The sequence below is a fragment of the Streptacidiphilus anmyonensis genome, assembly GCF_000787855.1.
Lineage (GTDB): Bacteria > Actinomycetota > Actinomycetes > Streptomycetales > Streptomycetaceae > Streptacidiphilus > Streptacidiphilus anmyonensis.
Map to the genome: position 1 here is coordinate 306,186 of NZ_BBPQ01000001.1, position 22,333 is coordinate 328,518.

Here is a 22,333-nt window from a genome sequence, read left to right on the forward strand (position 1 = left end):
GCGCTCACGACGTCCACGGGACGTCACGATCGTGCGCGGCGCGGATCGGCGTCCGGCTGGTCCGCGCCGCGCAGGCGCGAGTGCCCGTTCACTCCCCGAGCGCCTGGGCGACTTCCGCGCGGGTCGGCAGGGAGGGCTGAGCCCCCGCCAGCATCGTGCTGAGCGCGGCGGCGACGTTCGCGCGGCGGACGGCCTCGTGCAGACCGTGACCGTCGATCAGACCGCAGGCCAGGGCGCCGCAGAAGGCGTCGCCCGCCGCGGTGGTGTCGAGGGGTGTGACCGGATGGGGCGGGACGAAGACGACCGCCCCATCCTCGCAGAGCAGCGCGCCCTCCGCGCCCAGGGTCACCACGACGGCCCCGGGTCCGCGCAACTGACGTGCCGCGTCGGCGACCGCGTGCAGGTCGGGAAGGCGGTGACCGACCAGGCTCGCCAGCTCCTCGCGGTTCGGGACCAGGATGTCGACCATGTGGAGCAGATCGAGGGTCAGCTTGCGGGCCGGCGCAGGGTTCAGCAGAACCGTTCCGCCCGCCAGCCGTGCCGCCGCGGCGACGGTCTCCGGCGGCACCTCGTGCTGCAGGAGAGTGACGGTCGCGTCACGGAGCAGTGCTCCCTCCGAGGCGCAGTGCTCCGGAGAGAGAGCGGTGTTCGCACCCGGACTGACGATGATCGAGTTCTCGCCGGTGGTGTGATCCACGGCGATCAGCGCCCGACCCGTCGGAAGCCCGTCGACCGCCAGGACCCGGGTGGTGTCCACGCCCTCCAGGTCCAGCACGCGCCGCAGTCGGGTGCCTGCGTCGTCGGCCCCGACGCGGCCCAGCATCGCCACGGACGCGCCGAGCCTCGCCGCGGCCACCGCCTGGTTCGCGCCCTTGCCCCCCGGGTGCTCGGCGAGGTCGCCGCCCAGCACGGTCTCCCCCGGCCGCGGGTGCCTGGGCACCGGCACCACCAGGTCGAGGTTGATGCTTCCGACGACAGCGATCTTCGGCATGCAGCCACCCTAGGCCCTGGATGCCCCGCACAACCCGTCCACCCCCGACTCTTCTGACCGTGGGCAGTCATGCGCCCCCCGGGGATGGGAGAGGAGTCCGGCACTGCGACGCAGGGACTCCGACGCCGGGACTCGGACACCGGGACCTCTCACCCCGACAGCACGGCCTGCATGACGGCCTTCGCGATCGGAGCCGCCAGACCGCCGCCGCTGACGTCGGCCCGGTTGGCGTCGCTGTCCTCGATCACCACGGCGACCGCGACCGGCGAGACGGCCGTGGCGCTGGGCTTCGCGTAGGAGATGAACCAGGCGTAGGGGACACCGCTGTTCCCGACGCCGTTCTGGGCCGTCCCGGTCTTCCCGCCGACGACGACCCCGGGGATCTGCGCGCTGGTCCCCGTCCCGCTGTCGACCACACCCACCATCGCCTGCTGGATCTGCGCGGCGACGCCCGCCGAGAAGGGCCGGCTGAAACTCCTGTTCCCGAAGCTCTGCACGGTGGCGCCGTCGCTGCGGGTCACCTTGTCCAGCAGCCGGGGCTGCATCAGCGTCCCGTTGTTGGCCACAGCGGCCGCGACCTCGGCCATCTCCAACGGCGTGGCCGCGGTGTCGTACTGGCCGATGGAGGAGAGCGCGAGAAGGGCCTGGCTGGTCAGGTCGGTGTCGAAGTTGCTCCTGGCCACGGCCACCGGGATCGTCTGGAGCGACTGATTGAAGCCGAACGCCTCCGCCATCCGCACCATGTTCTGCGCGCCGACGTCCACGCCGACCTTGCCGAAGACGGTGTTGCACGACACCTGGAGCGCGTAGGCCAGCGTCGCGTTCGTGCACGCGTCGCTCGCCGACTCGTTGGTGATCGCATGGTCGGTGTCCTTGGGCGTGTACGGATCCGGCGAGTTCGTCGGGACGTCGATCCCGCTGTAGAGCCCGTACTGCAGGGCTGCCGCGAGCGTCACCACCTTGAAGGTCGAGCCCGGCGGATAGGTCTGCCGCAGGGCGCGGTTCAGCATCGGCTGCGTGGAGTCCGCGTTCAGCCGCGTCCAGTCGGCGACCGTGGCCGGTCCGGTGCCGGTGATGCCGTTCGGGTCGTACGACGGGGCGCTGGCCAGGGCCAGGATCCGCCCTGTCGCCGGTTCGATGGCGGCGACCGCGCCGCGTTTGCCGCCGAGCCCCTGAAACGCGGCGCGCTGCACCCTCGGATTGATCGTCGTGAACACGTTTCCGCCCGGCACCGGGGCACGCGAGATCGCGTCCCAGACCGGGTTCGTCGACAGACGGCTGTCCTGACCGGTGAGGATCCGGTCCTCGACGCCCTCGATGAGGGTGTTCCCGTAGGTCTGCGAGGAGAATCCGGTGACCGGCGCGTAGAACGCGCCGTCGGTGTAGGTCCGCTGGTAGGCGAGAGTGCCGCCGGTCTTCTTGGAGCCGGTGACGGCCTCTCCCGCTACCAGGATGTTCCCCCGGGGCTGGCTGTAGCGGGCGATGACGGTGCGTTGGTTCGCCGCGTTCTCGTTGAGCGACTTGCCCTGGAAGACCTGCAGCCGCGTGGCGTTGGCCAGCAGGAGCAGGATCAGGGCCAGGCAGAAGAGCCCGGCGCGGCGGCCGGTGCGGCTCAGGGAGAGCCGCACCGCGCCGCGAGGCGGCCCGGGCCGCTGGGCCGGGCCGCCCTGGTTCCGCGCGGTCCTCCGGTTCACGGGCGCGGCACCGCCTGGGTCTCCTCGCCGCCCGGATCTTCGTCGGCCGGTGTCCCCTCGCCCGGCACCCCCTCGCCCGGCACCCCCTCACCCGGTTCCCCCTCATCCGGGCCCGATTCGCCGCGGGCCGCCGAGTCCGCGTCAGAGCCCGGGGGCGGCGTGAGCAACTGCGGGACTGGTAGGCGGGGGCGTCGTGCGGCGTCGCCCAGCTTCACCAGCAGGGCGATCAGGATCCAGTTCGTCACCAGCGAGGAGCCGCCCTGGGCCAGGAACGGCATGGTCATTCCGGTCAACGGGATCAGATCGGTGACCCCGCCCGCCACCACGAAGACCTGGAGTGCCAGCAGGGAGGCGAGTCCGATGGCCAGCAGACGCCCGAAGGGGTCGCGGAGCTCGCGGCCGATCCGGTAGCCGCGGACCACGACGATGGCGTAGAGGAGGAACAGGGCGGCCAGGCCGACCAGCCCGATCTCCTCGCCGAAGGTGGCCAGGATCCAGTCCGACTTCATCGCGAAGCCGATCAGGTAGGAGTGGCCGAGCCCGAGGCCGGTGCCGAGCAGGCCGCCGGCCGCGAAGGCGAACAGGGACTCGGCGAGTTGACTGGGCCCCTGCCCGAGCCGAATGGTGCGCATCGGATCGAGCCAGTCGAGGAAACGGACATGGACGTGGGGCTCCCACAGGGCCACCGGCACGACCGCGACGCCGACCAGGACCAAACCCACCGCGATCCAGCCCGTCCGGGCCGTCGCCACATAGAGCATGACCACGAAGAGGCCGAAGAAGATCAGCAGGGTGCCCAGGTCCTGCTCCAGGAAGAGGATCGCGGCACCGACCAGCCAGATCAGCACAATCGGGCCGAGATTGCGGCCGCGCGGCAGCTCCAGCCGCCAGATCCGACGTCCGGTCAGCGCCAGGGCGTCGCGATGCTGGGCCAGGTAGGAGGCGAAGAAGATCGCCAGCGCGATCTTGGCGATCTCACCGGGTTGGAACGAGAGAGGGCCGATCTTGATCCAGATCTTGGCCCCGTAGACCGCGGGCAGGAAGGCCGGAACGATCATCAGCAGCAGCGTGGTCAAGGCCACCACGTAGGCGTAGCGCTGCAGCACGCGATAGTCGCGGAGCAGCACGACGACGGCGATGAACAGGCCGACGCCGACCATCGACCAGACCAACTGGGTCGGCGCGGTGCTGTCGTTCGGGGTGGAGCGGTCGAGGCGGTAGATGACCACCAGCCCGAGACCGTTGAGCAGGACCGCGATGGGCAGCAGCAGGGGGTCGGCGTAGCGCGCCCACCGGCGTACGGCCAGGTGCGCGAGCAATGCGAGCGCTCCTAGGCCGAGGCCGTAGCGCAAGGTGTCCGACGGCACCTTTCCGTCCATGTCGGACCCGACGTCCACGTACCCGTACACGGCGATCGCGACGGCGAGGACGAGCAGAAACAGCTCGACCCGGCGCCCGCTCGGCGGCTCGGGCTGCTGCGCTCGCACCGTCCCGCCTGTCGCCGCCCCGGACCCGAAGGCGCCCGAACCGACGGCCCCTGAGCCGGCGGCCCCCGGGCTGACCGCACCGGGCTCAACGGCACCAGCCCCGCCCGGAGCGCGACCCACCACCGGGTCGAACCCGCCTCCGGCGCGTCGGCCCTGGTCCCGGCCGCTCGCACCGACGGCGTCCGGACCACCCCCGCCGGCCAAGGACCGGGCTCCGACTCCGGCACGCGCACGCGCCCCCGCGCCCGTGCCGGCTCCGGCTCCGGCTCCGGCTCCGGCTCCGGCTCCGGCTCCGGCTCCGGCTCCGGCTCCGGCTCCGGCTCCGGGCAGGCTGGAGATCCCGGCTTCCGTCGGCGCGGCAGCCACGGACGCCGGCGTCCCGCTGCCCCGCGATCGCCGGGGCGCGCGCCGCGGCCGCGCGTTCCGGGACCGACCGGGGTCAGGCGGCGTGGGCCGCACCCGCGCGCACGATGGCGACCGCCTCGCGGAGGTGCGCCTCCCCGGTCGAGCTCGCAACGGCGATGAGGTTGCTCATGGAGGTTCCCTTCGAGTCTCCTCGAGACGTCGGTCACGAGGGAATCTACCGAGAGGCTCCGAATTTGTCCGATTTGTTCTCAGCGTGTCGGATCCGCTGCGTGGACACGGCCACCTGCCGCTGCGGCAGACCCGCACCCTCCGTGCGAGCACCCGGGGCCGCGTACTCCGGGTCGGACTCCAGGGTGAATCCGATCTCCGCGCCGCCGCCGACACGGTTGCGGGCGAAGACCTCCCCGCCGTGCTCCTCGGCGACATCGCGCACGATCGACAACCCCAGGCCGGAGCCGGGCAGGCTGCGGGCGGCCGTCGCCCGGTAGAAGCGGTCGAAGATGCGGTCGAGATCCTCCGACGCGAGCCCTGGGCCACGGTCGAGCACGGTGATCCGGCCGGCCCGGACCACCACCCGGATCTCCTCGGGCCCGGTGGAGAACTTGGCCGCGTTCTCCACCAGGTTCGTCAGCGCGCGCTGCAACGCCTGCGGCCGGACCACGGCCACCACCGGATCGGCCTCGACCACGATCTCCCGGCCGGTGCGGCGGCGGGTCAGATCGGCCACGCGCTCGGCCAGCTCGTCGAGCTCCGTCCGGGTCGGCTCCTCGGTGCTGCGTCGGTCGTTCGCCAGCTCCACCAACTCGTTGACCAGGACCGTCAGCTCACGCGTCTCGGTCTCCAGATCGTCCAGCAGCGCACTGCGCGAGGCCGGGGAGAGCCGGTCCATCCGGCGCAGGGCGGCGATGTTGGTGCGCAGCGAGGTCAACGGGGTGCGCAGTTCATGGCCCGCGTCCTGGACCAGGCGGCGCTGGTCCTCCTTGGACCGCGCGAGCCGGCCGAGCATGTCGTCGAAAGCACGCGCCAGTCGGCCGATCTCGTCCCGGCCGCGCTGCGGCACGTCCAGGGCCAGCTCACCGGTGGCCGAGACCTGCTCGGCGGTGGCCGTCAGCCGGACCAGGCGCCGGGTGATCCGCCCCGCCACCCACCAGCCCGCGGCGCCGGCCGCGACCATCACAGCCCCCGCCGTCAGCGCGATCCGCACCATCAGCGAGCCCAGCAGGTCGTCGGTGGCGCTGAGCCGCTCCGAGAGCATCACCGCGCCGCGTCCCCCGCCCAGGGACACGGTCACCACGCGGTAGCGGTCGCCACCGGTCAGCTCGGTGACGTTGCCGGTCTTGCCCGCCGTCTCGCTGCGGGCCAGATGCCTGTCCTCCGCAGCCGTGGGCAGCGGGTCCATCTCGCTGTTCTGCTTGTTGGCGTACTGCAGGACCTTGCCGTCCGGTCCGAGGACCTGGAGCCCGATGTCTCCGGAGTGGGTCAGCTGGTCCACCAGGTGGTCCTGGCTCGCCGGCGTGGAGATGAAGTCGTGGGCGTTGAGGTCCAGGGTCTGCGCGTCGGCGACCAGTGTGCTGAGCGAGGTCTGGAAGTCCTTGGCCCGGTCCTGCCGGATCAGGGACGCGGCCGAGGTGTAGCCGAGCCCGCCGACGAGCACGGTGACCAGCGCCGCGAGCCCGGCGAAGGCGATGGCGAACCGGAGCCTGAGGCCTATGTTGGCCCGGAGGCGACTCACGGCTCTCGCAGCGTGTAGCCGACGCCTCGGACGGTGTGGATGAGCGGGGTGCGGCCCGGGGTGTCCAGCTTGCGGCGCAGGTAGCCGATGTAGACCGCCAGGTTCTTCGAGCCCGGCCCGAAGTCGTAACCCCAGATCCGGTCGTAAACCGTGCTGTGGTCCAGCACGATCCCCGCGTTGCGCGCCAGCAGCTCCAGCAGGTCGTACTCGGTGCGGGAGAGCTGGATCTCCTCCCCGGCACGCCAGACCCTGCGCGCGGTCGAGTCGATGCGCAGGTCGTCGACCTCGATCAGGTCGTGCCCGGCCGTGACGGACTCGACCTCCACCACGTCCGCCGTGACCGCGGGCACCGCGGCACGCCGCAGCAGCGCACGCAGCCGCGCCAACAGCTCCTCGGCCTCGAAGGGCTTGAGCATGTAGTCGTCCGCCCCGGCGTCCAGCCCGGCCACCCGGTCGGAGGTCTCCACCCGCGCCGTCAGCATCAGGATCGGCACGTTGTCGCCCTCGGCCCGCAGCACCCGGCAGACGGCGAGCCCGTCGATTCCGGGCATCATCACGTCCAGGACCAACACGTCCGGGCGTTGCTTGTGGACGGAGGCCAGCGCCTCGATACCGTCGGACACTGGAGTCACCTGATACCCCTCCAGGGTAAGCAGGCGGTCCAGGGAATCACGGATGGCTCGGTCGTCCTCAGCCAGCAGCACAGTCGGCGTCACGACATCGATTCTCCACGACGACATGAGGAACCGGTAAGAGACCTTGTGCCGCAACGCCCCGGACGCCGCCCGGCACATCCTCGTCAGGCCCCGAGGGCATCCCGGGCTCGGCCTGCCCACCCCCTGCGGGACCCGTCTCCGCCGCTTCGAGGCGGACCCTGCTGGGAGACGACGCTAGTCCCGCGTCGGGCCTCCGGCCAGACTTCCGCGACGGATTCACTCTCCCGGTAGCGGAGTGCAGGTCATCACGGCTCCCCTTCGCGCTTGTTCGATTCTGGTGCGACGCGGCACGCGCCGGCTTGGCGGAGTTTCCCCCAACAGGAGGCCTTCTGTCCGAGGCTGGTGATACACAGTCAGCATGACGACCACCCCTGAATTCGAACAGAACCTCCGCCGCATCGAGGAGCGGTCCGCCGCATTTCGCGCGGCGCTCACGGCCCTCACGCCCCTCACGGCGGGCGGCTCGCTCGATGCTCCGCTCGCCGCCAAGGTGCCCAGCTGCCCCGAGTGGACGCTGGGCGACCTGGTCGTGCACCTCGGGATGGTGCACCGGTTCTGGGCCGCCATGGTCACGGCCGGGCCGGCCGACACGCCCCTCCCCGAGGAGGACTTCCTCGCCCCCGAGGGGCTCGGCGCCGAGGCGCTGCCGGCCTGGTCCCAGGCGAGCACGGAGGAACTGCTGTCCGCCCTCCGGGCGGCCGGTCCCGATCGCGGGTGCTGGACATGGTGGGGCGCGTCCGACGCGGCGCAGACCGCCGGGCCGGTCGCCCCACACCAGGTCGCCGAGGCGCTCGTCCACACCTACGACGCGCAACTGGCCGTCGGCCGCCCCGTGTCCCTGCCGACCGAGGAGGCGCTCGACGCGATCGACGAGTTCCTGCGCGTCGGATGCGGCGCGGCAGGGCCGTGGCCGAACCCGGCCGCGGTCGTCGTGCTGCGCGCGGCGGAAGGGCGGGGCTGGCTGCTGGAGCTGACCTCGGAGGGCTCCCGCGCCCGGTCGCTCCCCGGGGCGGCTGTGACCGACACCACCCCCGCCCACCCCGTCGCGACGGTGACCGCGCACGGCACCGCGAGTGAACTCGTGCTGGCCCTGTACGGGCGCATGCCGATGGAGTCGCTCGACATCGAGGGGGACCGCGAGGTCCTCACCTTGCTGCGGGCCTGGCAGCCCTCGGAGTGATCAAGTGATCATGTGCTGCGGCACCTCCGGTCGCCGCACCGGTGACGCCCGCCGACCGTGGGCGCCCGCAACACGAGAAGAGGTCGACGCACCCATGCAGCACCACCTCCGGCCCGCAGGTCTTCCTCCGGTCAACGGCTACAGCCACGCGGTCGTGGCGACCGGCACGCTCGTGGCCGTCTCCGGCCAGGTGCCCCTCGACGCGAGCGGCGCGCTGGTCGGCTGCCCCGGCCCCGACGGCGAACCGGCGGACCCGCAGGCCCAGATACGGCAGGTGTTCACGAACCTCGGGGCCGCACTGGCCGCGGCCGGCGCGGGTTGGGGCGACGTCGCCAAGCTCACGGTCTTCCTCACCGACCTGGCCGACCTGCCCGTCTTCCGGACCGTGCGCGACGAGTTCGTGGACACCGGCCGCCCGCCGGCCTGCTCCCTGGTCCAGGTCGCGGCTCTGGTCCACCCGGAATTCCGAGTGGAGATCGACGCGCTGGCGGTAGTGTCCGGGTGACCTCATCCCCGGCCAGTGGGCCGGAGCCCCTGGAAGCGACGGGCGTCAACGGGCGGCTCCGTCCGGAAAGGCGTTGCACCGTGACCCCCGACGAAGCTGCCGCTCCTCTCGCCGTGCCCGGCCCCGTCGTCGACACCGCCTGGCTGGCCCGGCATCTGGGCACGCCGGAGCTGCTGGTGCTCGACGCCGGCGTCGGAGCGCACCGTCGCGAGGTCGCCGCGATACCTGGTGCCCGAGCCTTCGACCTGGACGGCCCGCTCTCGGCCTCGGACAGCCCGCTGGCGCACACCATGCCGGGGCCCGAGCAGTTCCAACACGAGATGCGGCGGCTCGGCCTGAACGAGACCGGCACGGTCGTGTTCTACGACAACGCCGGTCTCTACTCGGCGGCACGCGGCTGGTGGATGCTGCGAGCCATGGGCTTCGACCGCGTGGCCGTGCTCGACGGCGGCCTGCCCGCCTGGACGTCGGCCGGGCTGCCTCAGCAGGAGGGCGCCCCGGGCCCGGCTGCGCCGGGGAACTTCGTCGCACGCCCCCGCCCGGGGATGATCGTCGACAGTTCCGCGGTGCTCGCCGCGCTCGCCGACCCGACGGCCGCCGTCCTGGACGCCCGCGCGGCGGACCGCTTCCACGGGTCGGCCCCCGAGCCGCGCCCCGGCCTGCGCAGCGGACACATGCCCGGCGCCGTCAACCTCCCCTTCACCGCTGTCCAGGACGACTGCGGGTTCCTCCTCCCCCGGGACGCTCTGCGAGCCCGCTTCGTCGAGGCGCTGGGTGCGGCAGCCTCCGCCCCGGCGGCGACCGCCGAGCCGAAGCGTCTGCTGTTCAGCTGCGGCTCGGGCGTCACCGCCTGCGTCCTCGCCCTCGCCGCCACCGTGGCCGGCTACCGCCAGCTCGCCGTCTACGACGGCTCCTGGAGCGAATGGGGCCTTCCCTCCGGCCTCCCGGTCGCATGAACGCCATGGCATCACCGTCCCCGAATCCGTCGCAGGGTCGCCCACTGCTCATGCTCGACGCCGACGGACCCCTCAATCCCTACGAAGCCATGCCGGACCACCGACCCGACGGGTATCGGGAGCACTTCCTCATGCCGCCGAGCTGGGCCGCGCAGGAGGAGATCCGCATCGCGGCCTCTCCGCGCGTCCGCGAGCCGAGGCCGCTGCCCGTCTGGCTCAACCCCGGTCACGGTGCCCGACTGCTCAGCCTCCCGTTCCAACTGATCTGGGCAACGACATGGGAGGCGGAGGCGAACGAGTTCATCTCACCGCTCCTCGGCCTGCCCGACCTCCCCTACGTCGCCTGGGAGACGCCACGACCCGTGCAACGGGGGCGCGGCTGCTGGAAGACGTCCGAGATCGTCGCCTGGGCGGCTGGACGGCCCTTCGCCTGGGTCGACGACGAGATCACCCGGGCCGACCGGGACTGGGTCGCTCGGCACCACGCAGGCCCGGCTCTGCTTCACCGGGTCGACGCCGAAAGCGGGCTCGGTGCCGACGATTTCGCGAGCCTGTCCGCGTGGGCCGCGGAACTGGGCTGATGGCTGACGCCGACCTGCGGCGGACGGCCCGTCAACCGGCTCAGCGGACACCGAGGGTGACAGCCCCGGGAGCACACCCCGCGGCGCGCAGCGCCTTCCGAGGCCTTTGCCGCACTCCTATGACACGCGTCACACTCGCGCACTGACCACGGCGGCGAGTGTCGGTCACCGGTGGCCGACACGACAGAGGCCCTGCCCGATTTCTCGGGCAGGGCCTCTGCGTTGGGTGGAGCTGAGGGGATTCGAACCCCTGACCCCCTCGATGCGAACGAGGTGCGCTACCGGACTGCGCCACAGCCCCAACGAGAAGAAACTCTAGCAGGTCCGGAGGGGTGCTTGCGCACGGGTTACTCGTTGGCGGCGCGGGGGGTGTCCTCGGCGTACTGGTCGAAGAGCGGAGTGGCCGGCTTCGGGGCGGGACGCCGGGGCGCGGGGGTCTGAGCCTTCCGACCCTGCTGGGGCGGCGGCGTCTGCCGGGCGCGGGCCGAGGAGTAGGTGTCCGGCGCGGACAGGTCCAGCCCGAGTGTGGCGCGGGGGGCGACGGGGGCCGTGACGTAGGTCGGCAGCGGAACCGGGACGGGGTCCCAACCCTGGTCTCCGTGGTCCGTGGACGGCGCCGTCGAGCCGGCGTGCTCGGGACGGTCGTCGTCCGCCCAGGAGTCGGTACGGCTCGCACCGAGCGTCCCGGTGCCCGATGTGGTCGCACCGGAGTGGCCGATCTCTTCGGCAGCGCCAGAGGACACGACATCCGCCCCGGGCGCAGCGGCCCCCCGGCTCGCTTCCCGGCTCGCTTCCCGGCCCGTCTCCTGCGTTGCTGCGGCCGCCGTGGCCTCGCGCCGCGCCGCCGCCTGCTGGCGCACGCGCTGGGCGGCCTCCGCCGCGCGACGGCGGTCGAGCTTGACCTCGTAACGACGGTGCTCCTGGCGGCGCATCTGCGCGATGTAGACGGAGAACAGGACGGCCGGGACGGCCGGGATCCACAGCAGCGCGATACCGCCGACCGCGGCGATCACCATCCCGGCCGTGAACGCCGCGAAGAGGATGATCACCATGCGCCGACGCCTCGCCAGGAGCGCGGCCCGGCGCCGGGAGGCCACAGCGGGCGACGGTCCACTGTGGTGCGCGGCAGGACCGGGAGCGGATGCGGGAGCCGGGGCGGCCGTGGCAACCGCGGATTCGGCGAAGCCCGGCGCCCCGACGGGGCCGTCCAGCCGGTCGGCCGGGCGGGCCTGGTCGGTGTCGTCGATGTGGTCGGTGTGGTCGGTGTGGTCCGCCTGGGCGGCCGAGCCCGCGCCGTGCTGGGACCGCGGGAGCGGGGTCGGCACGGCGAGAGGCTGGGTCTCCTCCAACTGCCGGGAGATCTTCCGCTCCATGGCGGCACGACCGGACAGCAGGCGGATCGCCGTGCTGAAACGCTCCGTCGGCCGCGCCTCGTTGAGCTCGTCCTGACGGCGGAGCCACATGGGAACCAGATACGCGGCCCAGGCCCCGACGATGACCGCGTAAATGAGGCCGCTACTGCTCACGCTTCACACCGTACGGGCGTGAGGGACGGCCCGGCGGCAATTTCGGGCGGTGTGTCGCTGAATCTTCTTCATATCGACCTATTTATGGTGATGATGGCTCTGGATTCCACTGTTCCCGCGCCACCGCGCGAGCATTCCCTCCGGCACCTCGTCCGCCGTCAGCGCGTAGACGAGGTGGTCCCGCCAGCCTCCGTCGATGTGGAGATAGCGTGGGCGAAGGCCCTCCTCCCGGAAGCGGAGTTTCTCGACCACGCGACGGCTCGGCAGATTCTCCGGACGGATGCAGACCTCGATCCGGTGCAGTCCCATCGTGCGGAAGCAGTAGTCGGTGGCGAGCGCTACGGCCGCCGGGATGATTCCCCGTCCGGCGTGGTCCTGATCGACCCAGTAACCGATATTCGCCGAGCACATCGATCCCCAGGTGATGCCGCCCACCGTGAGCTGTCCGACGAGCTCCCCCTCGTACGTCACCACGAAGGGCAGCATGCGCCCGGCATTCGCCTCCGACCGCAGGAAGCGCACCATCTGACGGTAGGTCGGGCGCGGATTCTGCGGGTGGCCGGGCGGTGGCGGCGGCACGGTGGCCTCCCAGCGGCGCAGCCAATCCCGGTTGCGGCGGCTGACGTCCTGCCAGGCTCGCTGGTCGCGCACCTTGATCGGGCGCAGCCCGACCTGCCCCTCCCGCAGTTCCACCGGCCAGAAGGCGTTCAGTGCGGGCCCCCTCTCCCGTCGACGCCCTCCGGCGCCCGGAGCCCGTGGTCGCCGCCACCGACCTGGTCGACGGCGTGGGCCAGCAGCGGCCCGAGGACGGCAAGGCCGTCTTTGACCCCGCCGGGCGAGCCCGGCAAGTTGATGATCAAGGTCTTGCCGGCCAGCCCCGACAGCCCGCGCGAGAGCGCAGCCGTCGGCACGCCGTGCTCACGCCCGTACGCGCGGATCGCCTCGGCGATGCCCGGCACGGGCCGGGTGATGACCTGCTGCGTCATCTCCGGCGTGAGGTCCAGCGGCGTCAGACCCGTGCCGCCGGTGGTGACCACCACGTCGTAGCCGTCCGCGACAGCCTTGCGCAGCGCCACGAGCACCGGATCGCCGTCCGGCACCACGACCGGCCCGACGACCATGCAGCCGAGCTCCGCGAGCCCGGAGGCCAGAATCGGGCCGCCCCGGTCCTCGTAGACGCCGGCATGGGCCCGGTTCGAGACGGTGAGGACGAACGCGCGCATCACGACTGCGCTCCCTGCTCGTGCTGGGCGGGCTCGGCGGCGGTCGGGGAACCGGGGAGATCGGCACGGTGCCAGTCACCGCTCTTGCCGCCGGTCTTCTCCTCCACCTGAACGGCGTCGATCCTCGCGCCCTTGTCGACCGCCTTGACCATGTCGATCACGGTCAGACCCGCGACCGCGACCGCGGTGAGCGCCTCCATCTCGACGCCCGTGCGGTCCGCGGTGCGGACGGTGGCGGAGATCTCCACGGCGTCGTCGGCCACGACGAGGTCGACCGTCACGCCGGAGACGGCGATGGGGTGGCACAGCGGGATCAGGTCGGGCGTGCGTTTGGCTCCCATGATCCCGGCGATCCGGGCGACGGACAGCGCGTCCCCCTTCGGCACGCCCTCTCCGCGGAGCAGTTCCACGACACGCGGCGAGACCAGCACGCGCCCGGTGGCCCGAGCGGTCCGCGCCGTCGTCGCCTTCTCGGAGACGTCGACCATGCGTGCCGCGCCCGAGGCGTCGACATGAGTCAACCCGGACCCGGACCCGGACGGAACGGGGCTGGTGCTGTGCACTGGCGCTCCTGCGATCGTGACGGCGGGGGTGCGGCGCCAGAGTATCGCTGCCCGGCCCGGGCGTCCCATCGGCAGCGTGAACCGATCCCCGTACCGGTAGCCACCTGGGCCGTCGACCGCCGAGCAGTCCGGCTGCCCGGCTGCCCGACGTCAGTCCAGGAGGATCGCGCGCACCTCGGCGTCGGCCTCGATCGAGGTGCTGTCCTCGTCGACCACCAGCAGGGCGTTGGCCTGTGCCAGGGCGCCGAGCAGATGCGAGCCCGAGCCGCCCACCGGCGTCACCGTGCCGGCCTCGGCGTCGTAGGCGGCCCGCAGGAACTGACGGCGGCCGGCCGGCGAGGATGCGACGCCCTCGGTCAGGCGGGCCGTCACCTCGCGACGGTGGATCTCGGTCGCCCCCAGCATCGCCAGGATCGCGGGGCGGACGAAGAGCTCGAAGGAGATGTACGCACTGACCGGGTTGCCGGGGAGCGCGAGCAGCGGCACACCGGCGTCCGAGCCCTCCAGCACGCCGAAGCCCTGCGGCTTGCCCGGTTGCATACGCAGCTTGCGGAACGAGATCTGGTCGCCGAGCGCCTCCTTGACCACGTCGTACGCACCGACGCTGACACCGCCGCTGGTCACGATGAGGTCGGCACGGATCAGCTGGTCGTCGATGATCTCCCGCAGGCGCTCCGCGTCGTCCGGCACGCCGCCGACGCGGAAGGCCATCGCACCCGCGTCCCGGGCGGCGGCGGTGAGAGCGAAGCTGTTGGAGTCCGGGATCTGGCCAGGCCCGATCGGGGTTCCCGGCTGGACCAGCTCACTGCCCGTGGACAGCACGACGACGCGCGGACGCGGCCGGACCCGTACCCGGTCGTGTCCGGTCGCCGCGAGCAGCCCGATCTGGGTCGGCCCGAGACGGGTCCCGGCCGGCAGCAGCGCCTGGCCGGCCTTGATGTCCTCGCCTCGGCGGCGCACGAAGCCGCCGAGTTCCACCGACTGGAAGATGCGCACCTCGCCTCCGGTGGCGACGGGCGCCGCGCCCTGCGGGTCCATCGTGGTGGCCACCTCGCCCGAGCCGCTTCCGGCATCGGTCCACTCGACCGGGACAACCGCTTCCGCCCCGGGCGGCAGCGGTGCACCGGTCATGATGCGCGCGCACTGACCAGGGCCGATGACGGGCAACGTAGCCGCACCCGCCGCGACGTCGCCGACGACGGTGAGCACGGAGGGGTAGTCCTTCGTGGCTCCGGCGAGATCGGCGACCCGGACCGCGTATCCGTCCATCGAGCTGTTGTCGAAGGGCGGCAGGGCCACCGCGGAGACGATCTCCTCGACGGTGAGGCATCCCTGGGCCTCCAGCAGCTGCAGCTCCAGCGGCGGCAGCGGGGAGACCGCGGCGAGCACCTGGGCGAGGTGCTCCTCGACGGTCCACTGGCGCTCGGCGCCGGGCTCGGCGGCACAGGGGTCCGCGAGACCGGCCCCGTGGTCGTGGCCATGGCCGTGCTGGTGGCCGCGATCGTGCTCGCGACGGTGGCCGTGGTCGTGCCCGTGCTGCTGCAGGTCGGTCATGGTGCCTTCCCCCATGGTCGTGCGGCTCGGTCGCCGCTCAGGTGCCGCGTCCCTCGGGCCGGGGCCGAGGCCGTCGGACCGACGTGGTGTCGGCGGCGGCCCCCGGCCCTCGCACCGGCGAGGATCCCAGTCAGAGTTTCTGGGCCTCGCCGTCCAGCTCGCCGCTGACGACGAACTCCTTGAGCCAGGCGCGGAACTCCGGGCCGAGGTCCTCGCGCTCGCAGGCGAGGCGGACGATGGCGCGCAGGTAGTCGCCCTTGTCGCCGGTGTCGTAGCGGCGGCCACGGAAGATCACGCCGTGGACGGGGCCGCCACGGCCGGGGGTGCGCTGGGCGAGCACCCGCAACGCGTCGGTCAGCTGGATCTCGCCGTTCTTGCCGGGCGCGGTCTCGTGCAGCACATCGAAGACGCTCGGGTCGAGCACGTAGCGACCGATCACCGCGTAGTTGCTCGGGGCCTCGCCGGGGGCGGGCTTCTCCACGAGGTCGGTGATCCGGACGATGTCCTCGTCCAGCCCGTGGGGGCCGTGGTACTCGGCGGGGCGGATCGAGGCGCAGCCGTACAGGTGCGCCAGGGCGGGGTCGACCTCGATCAGCGCGACGACGCTGCCGCCGAGCTCGCTCTGGACCTCGATCATCTTGGACAGCAGCGGGTCGCGCGGGTCGATCAGGTCGTCGCCGAGCAGCACCGCGAACGGCTGGTCGGCGACGTGCGGCTCCGCGCACAGGACGGCGTGGCCCAGGCCCTTCGGGTCGCCCTGGCGCACGTAGTGCATGGTGGCCAGCTCACTCGACTCCCGCACCCGGTCCAGCTTGTGCTGGTCCCCCTTGCGCGAGAGCTGCTCCTCGAGCTCGTAGGCCCGGTCGAAGTGGTCCTCCAGCGGCCGCTTGTTGCGACCGGTGATCATCAGCACGTCGGTCAGCCCGGCCGACGCCGCCTCCTCCACCACGTACTGGATCGCCGGCTTGTCGACGACCGGAAGCATCTCCTTCGGGGTCGCCTTGGTGGCGGGCAGGAAGCGGGTGCCGAGTCCGGCAGCCGGGATGACCGCCTTGGAGATCTGGCGCGCACGAGCTTTCGTCATACCGATGACTCTAGCTTCCCCTGCGTGTCGGCTGGCTGTCTCTCCGCTGTCAGCGACTTTTCAGCGGCCCGCAGCAGAAGCGCGGCATGCGAACCGTCCTGCGGCAGCAAGCCGATTCCGACACGGGCGGTAAGGCCGTTACCTGGGAGCGCGCTGCCCTCGCCCGCGAGCACGGGAACCGACGGCAGGGCGAGGGGGTGCCGACGGACCGTCCACGCCAGCCGATCCGCCACCGTCCGCGCACCGCCCTCGCCGGTGTCGGGCAGCAGCACCAGGAACTCCTCCCCGCCGTAGCGGCCGAACACGTCCTCCTCGCGGACCTCCATGGCCAGCCGCTGCGCGAGGTCGCGCAGCACGGCCCCGGCCCGCTGGTAGCCGTGCTCCCGACGGATCTCGACGAAGCCCTCGATCTCGAGCAGCAGCACGGCGAGCACCCGCTCCGTCGGACGCCGTTTGCAGCGTGCGATCTCGCGGTCCAGGGCCAACTGGAGGTAGCGGTAGTTCCACACACCGGTCAGGGCGTCCGTGCAGGAGGTCCGCTCCAGCTCCGTCCGCCCCGCACGGAGCTGCGCCAGCTCCGACTCCTGTGCCGCCGCCCGGAACCGTGCCCGCGCCCGCCCGCGTGCCAGCAGCGCGGCGGCGAGCAGCGAAGGGAGGCAGAGAGCAGCAAGGATGTCCGCGAGGACGGGCGGCATGTCGTCCCTCCGCACAGTACTGGCCGGTAACGAGACGGAAGGCCGTCCCATCCGATGTTCAACGAGAAGAAGGCGATCAGGTCACGGCTGCTCGCCGAACGGGCTGCAAAGTCACCCGAGGAGCGGGAAGCAGCGGCCGACAAGCTGGCCGACGCGGCTCTCGCGGCCGTCTCGGCTGCGGGCGCACGGACCGTCGCCTGCTACGTCTCGATGGGTTCCGAGCCGGGCACCCGTCCTCTGCTGGACGCCCTGCGCACGGCCGGGGTCCGGGTGCTGCTGCCGGTCCTCCTGCCGGACAACGACCTGGACTGGGCCGAGTACCGGGGTTTCGACCTGCTGGCACCGGCCCGCCTCGGTCTGCTGGAGCCGACCGCCCCACGCCTCGGCCCGGACGCCGTCAGCGGGGCGGACGTCGTGCTGCTCCCGGGCCTGGCAGTCGATCCGGCCACGGGCGTGCGCCTGGGACGCGGCGGTGGCAGCTATGACCGCGTCCTGTCCCGGCTGACGACGTCGGGCTCGTCCGCACGGCTGGTGACGCTGCTCTTCGACACCGAACTCGTTCCGGATCTCCCGGCGGAGGCCCACGACCGGCCGGTGGACGCGGTGATCACACCGGAACGCACACTCCGATTCCGCTGAGCGCAGGCGCCCGAGCCCGAGCCCGAGCCCGAGCCCGAGCCCGCCGGAGGCGGATGTCCGGGCGAGAAGGCCCCGAAAGCGCCAGGGGCGCGGAGAACCCTGATGGTTCCCCACGCCCTTGGACGGTGCCTGCGCCCGGCGGCGCTACGGCGTCAGCGTGAGCTTGTCCTTCGCCGCCGCATCGACCGCCTGGTGTGTGTACGGCCAGGTCAGCAACTCGCCGTTGACCCAGAGCTGCATCTGGTCGTCGTAGTCCGGGCTGAACGCATGCCCCGAGGCTCCACCGATGTTGATCCAGTGGGACGAGTCGAAGTCGGACAGGTCGACGACCATGCGCATCGACGGCGCCTCGTCCACCGTGTAGCCGTTGGCCGCGTCCCAGCTGGCGGCGTCGACCGCGGCGCTGCCGCCGTTGAGCTGGTAGGGGCCACGGTTCAGCAGCCAGTGCGCGATCCCCGAGCCGATCGAGGAGTCGTCCGTGCCGAGGGTGCGCTCCTTGAGCTGGAGGGTGTGGATCCGGCCCCAGCTCCAGCCGCTGATGTCCTTGCCCATGAGCGAGGTGAGCTGCTTGCGAGCGTCGATCATGGCTTCCTTCAGCAGGGTGTCCCGGCCCTGGTACTGCTGGCCGTTGCTGTCGGTCCAGTTCCACCACTCGTTGGTGGGATCGGTCAGCAGCTTGCTGACGACGGTCGTCCACTGGTCGCCGCCGTCGGGCTGCGCCGTGATGTCGTCGCGCAGACCGCAGGTGCGTACGCGCTGGGCCTTGCCGTTGACGTCGTCCTGCGGAATGCCCGCCTTGTCGGCCGGGACGACCATGATGCAGTCGGTGGTGCTGCGCACCTCCGCCGGGAACTTCTGATCGAAAGCCAGGTGCAGCAGGTTCGACCAGACCGCGTTGTAGTAGGCGGCGGCGGCCGAACCGGAGTCCTGCTGGTAGTTCCAGCCGCGCAGCAGATCCCGTGCCTGCGTGTAGTAGGGCTCCGTCATCGGGATCTTGAGCAGGTACGGCACCAGGGTCTTGGCGAAGACGCTGGTGTCGTCCAGCTGGATCGAGGCCATGTCCTCCGGTGAGATCTTGCCCCCGCCGGCCAGCTTGCCCTTGATCAGCGTGGTGATCTGCGCGGCGCGCGTGCCGTAGTCCCAGTCGTCGGTGATCAGGTACTTGTACGACGGATCCACGACCGCCTGATTGGCCGTCACGATGTAGCCGGAACTCGGGTTCTCCTCCCACGGCAGGGCCGCGAAGGAAACGTACCTGTCCTGCCCGTGGCCGTCCTGCTCCCACCGGTAGCGGGGGTCCCAGCCGGGCTGCGGGTAGGTGCCGTCGGATGCCGCGCCGTCCACCTTCGGGCGGATCGGGATCGAACCCGGCATCTGATAGCCGATGTTGCCCTTGGTGTCCGCGTAGATCAGGTTCTGCGCCGGGACCGAGAAGTCCTGGGCGGCGGAGCGGAACTGGGAGAAGTCGCTTGCCTTGTCCAGGGCGAAGACGGCGTCCATGGTCTTGTTCGGCGTCAGCGCCGTCCACTTGAGCGCGATGGCGTAGCCGCCGCCACGCGGCGGAGCCGAGCCGTCGACCGGCGCGCTGGCGCCGACGCTCTGCTCCTGGGTGTCGTGGTCGGAGATGATCGGCATACCGTCGGCCGTGCTGCGCACGGTGATGGTCTGGTCCGAGCCGCCGGCCACCTTGATGGTCTCCTGGCGGGTGACGAACGGGACGTTCTTGCCGTCGTACAGGTAGGTGCCGTCGCTGTTGACCTGCTCCAGGTAGAGGTCCTGGACGTCCGCGCCGACGTTGGTGAAGCCCCAGGCGATGTTCTGGTTGTGACCGATGATCACTCCGGGCATCCCCGGGAAGGTGAAGCCGGTGACGTCGAAGGGGCACTGCGCGCTGACGGTGGTGCAGTGCAGACCCATCTGGTACCAGATGGACGGAATGCCCGGCGCCAGGTGCGGGTCGTTCGCGAGCAGGGGCTTGCCCGTGGTGGTGTGGCTGCCGTCGACGACCCAGGAGTTGGAGCCGATGCCGGCGGCTCCGGGACGGCCGAGCATGGTCGGCAGCACGGACAGGTTGTCGGCGAGAGCCAGGGCCGCCTGCTGCGCGCCCTGGGCAGCCGGCTTGCCTCCGGCGGTCTTGTACGAGGCGGGGACGGTTCCGGCCCCGCTGTTCGTGGCACTGTTCGAACCACTCGTGGCGGAGCCGCCCGTCGGCGTCGTCAGACCGTCAGCCGGGACGTACTTGCCGGCCGCGGTGACGGTGCCGGTCTTGGCGATGATCGTGCCGTTGGCCGCGTAGGGGTAGTCGGGGTAGAGATCCGCGATCTGCTGGGTGGTGAACGTTCCAGCCAGCAGGGAGCGGTCGATCTCCTGCTGCATGTTTCCGCTGAGGTCCCAGGCCATCGCCTTGAGCCAGGAGATCGAGTCCACCGGCGTCCACTGAGCCGGCTTGTAACCCCCGTAGACCGTGCCGAGCAGCGCGTACTCGAGCGAGGCGCCCGCCCCGCCGGGGTGCTGGCCGAGCCAGGCGTTGACGCCGTTGGTGTAGGCCTGCAGGTACTTCTTGGTGGTGTCAGAGAGCTGGGTGTTCCACTCCTTCTGCGCCACCCCCTGCCAGTCCATGGTGCGGATGAAGGCGTCCGTCTGCACCTGACCGGAGCCGAACATCGAGGCGAGGGTGCCCGAGGTGATGTGCCGGTTCACGTCCATCTGCCAGAACCGGTCCTGCGCCTGCACGTACCCCTGGGCCATGAACAGGTCCTCGGGGGTGGACGCGTAGACCTGGGGGATGCCCTTGTCGTCGCGGACGACGTCGACCGGGCCGGACAGGCCCTGGAGGTGGATGCTGCCGGTGGTCTGCGGGTAGGAGGCGTGCACCTGTTGCACGCCGTACCAGCCGCCGACCGCGACACCGGCCACCAACAGCAGCACGACCAGCACCACCAGCAGGCGCAGACGGCGGAACTTCTTGGAGCGGGGCATCAGGGTCCTTGTGAGGGGCAGTGACTGTACCGCGACGGGCCACCGGGCAAGGCGGCGGTGCTGACGCTAACACCCGAAGCGGAACCGGTGGTGCGCGGGCGCTGCAAGGGGCGTGTGGTACGCCCCCTCGGCGCCCCTCGGGCGGTGTGCCCGGTTCGTGCCCGGCGACTGCCCAGCCCGTGGACGAGCCCAGGGTTCCAAGAGGCAGAACGGTAAAATCTTGCTCCAATCAAACGGAAGCAACGATTCTCCAGCGCGAGGTGCCCCTGCGTGTCCGTCCACCGGCTCGACCTGCTGCTCCTGATGTTCTCGCTGGTATTGCTGGTGGCCGTGGCCGCGGTCCGGCTCTCCTCCCGCAGCGGGCTCCCCAGCCTGCTCATCTACCTGGGGATCGGGGTCCTTCTCGGTCAGGACGGTGTCGCGGGCATCACCTTCAATGACGCCCAACTCGCTCAGGTGCTCGGCTACGCGGCCCTGGTGGTGATCCTGGCCGAGGGCGGTCTCGGCACCCGCTGGCACGACATCAGGCCGGCGGTTCCGGCCGCGGCCGTGCTCGCCACTGTCGGCACGGCGATCAGCGTCGGCGTCGTCGCCGTCGGAGCGCACCTGCTGACCGGCAGCGACTGGCGCATCTCGCTGCTGATGGGCGCCGTGGTCTCCTCCACGGACGCCGCAGCCGTCTTCTCAGTGCTGCGGCGCGTACCCCTGCCCGCCCGGCTGAGCGGCCTGCTCGAGGCGGAGTCGGGCTTCAACGACGCGCCGGTCGTCATCCTCGCCGTGGCCTTCGCGACGGCCGGACCGATCGACTCCTGGTGGATCCTGGTCGGCACCGTCGTGCTGGAGCTGATCATCGGCTCGGCGGTCGGGCTCGCGGTGGGTCGCCTGGGCGCCCTCGCCCTGCGCCACGTGGCGCTGCCTTCGTCGGGCCTCTACCCGATCGCCGTGATCGCCCTCACGCTGCTGGCCTACGCGGGCGGAGCACTGGGACACGGCTCGGGCTTCCTGGCTGTGTATGTCTGTGCCCTGGTCCTGGGCAATTCCCGGCTGCCGCACGGGCCCGCCACCCGCGGCTTCGCCGAGGGACTGGCCTGGATCGCCCAGATCAGCATGTTCGTCATGCTGGGGCTCCTGGTGAACCCGCGGACGATGGCGGACGCCGTGATCCCCGCTGTGGTCGTCGGCCTGGTGCTGGTCCTGGTGGCCCGGCCGCTCTCGGTGCTGCTGACGCTGACGCCGTTCCGGGTGGCCTGGCGCGAACAGGCGCTGCTGAGCTGGGCCGGCCTGCGCGGGGCGGTCCCGATCGTGTTGGCGACCATTCCGGTCGTGCACGCCGTGCCCGGCGCCGGCCAGCTGTTCAACACCGTGTTCCTACTCGTCGTGGTGTTCACCCTGATCCAAGGCCCGACCCTGCCGCTCGTCGCCAAGGCGCTGCGGATCTCGGACGCCGGCCACGCCGACGACCTGGCGGTCGAGTCCGCACCTCTGGAGCGACTGCACGGCCACCTGCTCTCGGTCTCGATCGGTCCGGAGTCCCGCCTCGCGGGCGTCGAGGTCAGCGAGCTGCGTCTGCCGAAGGGCGCGGCGGTGACCCTGGTGGTACGCGAAGGGGCGAGTTTCGTGCCCGGCCCCACGACCGCGCTGAGGCACGGTGACGACCTGCTCGTCGTCGCCACCGACCAGGTCCGCGACCGGGCGGAACGGCGGCTGCGGGCCGTCGACCGGGGCGGCAAGCTGGCGGGCTGGCTGAGCGGGACCCGCGGAGAGTACTGAGCCTCACATCCGGATCAGTGGACTTATCGACCAGGAATACAGCATCATTGAGGATCGTTAGCACTCACAGCCTTAGAGTGCCAGGAGGAAAC

19 protein-coding genes and 1 tRNA gene are annotated in these 22,333 nt (G+C 71.6%); 6 read left to right on the plus strand and 14 right to left on the minus strand.

Annotation, left to right across the window (positions count from 1 at the left end):
* Nucleotides 1–88 precede the first annotated feature (88 nt).
* The 5 genes from rbsK to TR50_RS01370 all read right to left on the minus strand — a co-directional run bounded on the left by rbsK (nt 89) and on the right by TR50_RS01370 (nt 6,986).
* Complete coding sequence (gene rbsK, locus TR50_RS01350) at nt 89–991, minus strand: ribokinase (RefSeq protein ID WP_042412700.1); 903 nt, start codon at nt 989–991, stop codon at nt 89–91.
* 149 nt (nt 992–1,140) lie between these two features.
* Nucleotides 1,141–2,607 carry a penicillin-binding transpeptidase domain-containing protein gene (locus TR50_RS01355; protein ID WP_042413237.1) on the minus strand — a complete coding sequence of 489 codons (1,467 nt, stop codon included), beginning with the start codon at nt 2,605–2,607 and terminating at the stop codon, nt 1,141–1,143.
* Nucleotides 2,608–2,681: 74 nt separating this feature from the next.
* Entirely contained in the window at nt 2,682–4,064 is a 1,383-nt protein-coding gene (locus TR50_RS01360) for an FtsW/RodA/SpoVE family cell cycle protein (protein WP_084699623.1), read from the minus strand.
* A gap of 688 nt (nt 4,065–4,752) precedes the next feature.
* Nucleotides 4,753–6,270 carry a sensor histidine kinase gene (locus TR50_RS01365; RefSeq protein ID WP_063774972.1) on the minus strand — a complete coding sequence of 506 codons (1,518 nt, stop codon included), beginning with the start codon at nt 6,268–6,270 and terminating at the stop codon, nt 4,753–4,755.
* Nucleotides 6,267–6,986: a response regulator transcription factor gene (locus TR50_RS01370; protein WP_042412702.1), complete on the minus strand. Its 720-nt coding sequence runs from the start codon at nt 6,984–6,986 to the stop codon at nt 6,267–6,269. Before TR50_RS01370 ends, TR50_RS01365 begins: the two co-directional genes overlap by 4 nt.
* A gap of 358 nt (nt 6,987–7,344) precedes the next feature.
* Here TR50_RS01370 and TR50_RS01375 point away from each other — a divergent pair, with 358 nt between their 5' ends.
* The 4 genes from TR50_RS01375 to TR50_RS01390 all read left to right on the plus strand — a co-directional run bounded on the left by TR50_RS01375 (nt 7,345) and on the right by TR50_RS01390 (nt 10,208).
* Entirely contained in the window at nt 7,345–8,166 is an 822-nt protein-coding gene (locus TR50_RS01375) for a maleylpyruvate isomerase family mycothiol-dependent enzyme (protein ID WP_042412703.1), read from the plus strand.
* A 94-nt stretch (nt 8,167–8,260) separates the two neighbouring features.
* Nucleotides 8,261–8,671 (plus strand): RidA family protein, encoded by a 411-nt coding sequence (locus tag TR50_RS01380; RefSeq protein WP_042412705.1) that lies wholly within the window; start codon nt 8,261–8,263, stop codon nt 8,669–8,671.
* 80 nt (nt 8,672–8,751) lie between these two features.
* Nucleotides 8,752–9,627 (plus strand): sulfurtransferase, encoded by an 876-nt coding sequence (locus TR50_RS01385; protein ID WP_042412707.1) that lies wholly within the window; start codon nt 8,752–8,754, stop codon nt 9,625–9,627.
* Between the two features lie 5 nt (nt 9,628–9,632).
* Nucleotides 9,633–10,208: an HAD domain-containing protein gene (locus TR50_RS01390; protein ID WP_042413242.1), complete on the plus strand. Its 576-nt coding sequence runs from the start codon at nt 9,633–9,635 to the stop codon at nt 10,206–10,208.
* Nucleotides 10,209–10,435: 227 nt separating this feature from the next.
* Here TR50_RS01390 and TR50_RS01395 read toward each other — a convergent pair.
* From TR50_RS01395 to TR50_RS01430, 8 genes are all read right to left on the minus strand, one after another.
* Nucleotides 10,436–10,509 (minus strand) — tRNA-Ala (locus TR50_RS01395).
* Nucleotides 10,510–10,555: 46 nt separating this feature from the next.
* Nucleotides 10,556–11,734: a divisome protein SepX/GlpR gene (gene sepX, locus TR50_RS01400; protein WP_042412709.1), complete on the minus strand. Its 1,179-nt coding sequence runs from the start codon at nt 11,732–11,734 to the stop codon at nt 10,556–10,558.
* 78 nt (nt 11,735–11,812) lie between these two features.
* The gene (locus TR50_RS01405) at nt 11,813–12,427 is read right to left on the minus strand and encodes a GNAT family N-acetyltransferase (RefSeq protein WP_042412711.1); all 615 of its coding nucleotides are present in this window, start codon (nt 12,425–12,427) and stop codon (nt 11,813–11,815) included.
* Nucleotides 12,428–12,441: 14 nt separating this feature from the next.
* Nucleotides 12,442–12,957: a MogA/MoaB family molybdenum cofactor biosynthesis protein gene (locus TR50_RS01410; protein ID WP_042412713.1), complete on the minus strand. Its 516-nt coding sequence runs from the start codon at nt 12,955–12,957 to the stop codon at nt 12,442–12,444.
* Nucleotides 12,957–13,445, minus strand: a complete 489-nt coding sequence (gene moaC / locus TR50_RS01415) for a cyclic pyranopterin monophosphate synthase MoaC (protein WP_042412720.1) — start codon at nt 13,443–13,445, stop codon at nt 12,957–12,959. The genes TR50_RS01410 and moaC overlap by 1 nt, the downstream gene beginning before the upstream one ends.
* Nucleotides 13,446–13,670: 225 nt before the next feature.
* The gene (glp, locus tag TR50_RS01420) at nt 13,671–15,074 is read right to left on the minus strand and encodes a molybdotransferase-like divisome protein Glp (RefSeq protein ID WP_042412722.1); all 1,404 of its coding nucleotides are present in this window, start codon (nt 15,072–15,074) and stop codon (nt 13,671–13,673) included.
* Nucleotides 15,075–15,204: 130 nt separating this feature from the next.
* Nucleotides 15,205–16,158, minus strand: a complete 954-nt coding sequence (locus TR50_RS01425; RefSeq protein ID WP_042412724.1) for a UTP--glucose-1-phosphate uridylyltransferase — start codon at nt 16,156–16,158, stop codon at nt 15,205–15,207.
* Complete coding sequence (locus TR50_RS01430) at nt 16,155–16,853, minus strand: GGDEF domain-containing protein (RefSeq protein WP_052440549.1); 699 nt, start codon at nt 16,851–16,853, stop codon at nt 16,155–16,157. The genes TR50_RS01425 and TR50_RS01430 overlap by 4 nt, the downstream gene beginning before the upstream one ends.
* 54 nt (nt 16,854–16,907) lie before the next feature.
* Between TR50_RS01430 and TR50_RS01435 the strand changes: the two genes are divergently transcribed.
* Nucleotides 16,908–17,492: a 5-formyltetrahydrofolate cyclo-ligase gene (locus tag TR50_RS01435; protein WP_042412726.1), complete on the plus strand. Its 585-nt coding sequence runs from the start codon at nt 16,908–16,910 to the stop codon at nt 17,490–17,492.
* 144 nt (nt 17,493–17,636) lie between these two features.
* Here the strand turns inward: TR50_RS01435 and TR50_RS01440 are convergent, their stop codons facing one another.
* Nucleotides 17,637–20,471: a penicillin acylase family protein gene (locus TR50_RS01440; protein ID WP_042412728.1), complete on the minus strand. Its 2,835-nt coding sequence runs from the start codon at nt 20,469–20,471 to the stop codon at nt 17,637–17,639.
* 303 nt (nt 20,472–20,774) lie between these two features.
* On the opposite strand from TR50_RS01440, the gene TR50_RS01445 reads away from it, so the two are divergent.
* A complete protein-coding gene (locus TR50_RS01445) occupies nt 20,775–22,241 on the plus strand; it encodes a potassium/proton antiporter (protein ID WP_084699669.1) in 1,467 nt (488 codons plus the stop codon).
* Nucleotides 22,242–22,333: the final 92 nt, after the last annotated feature.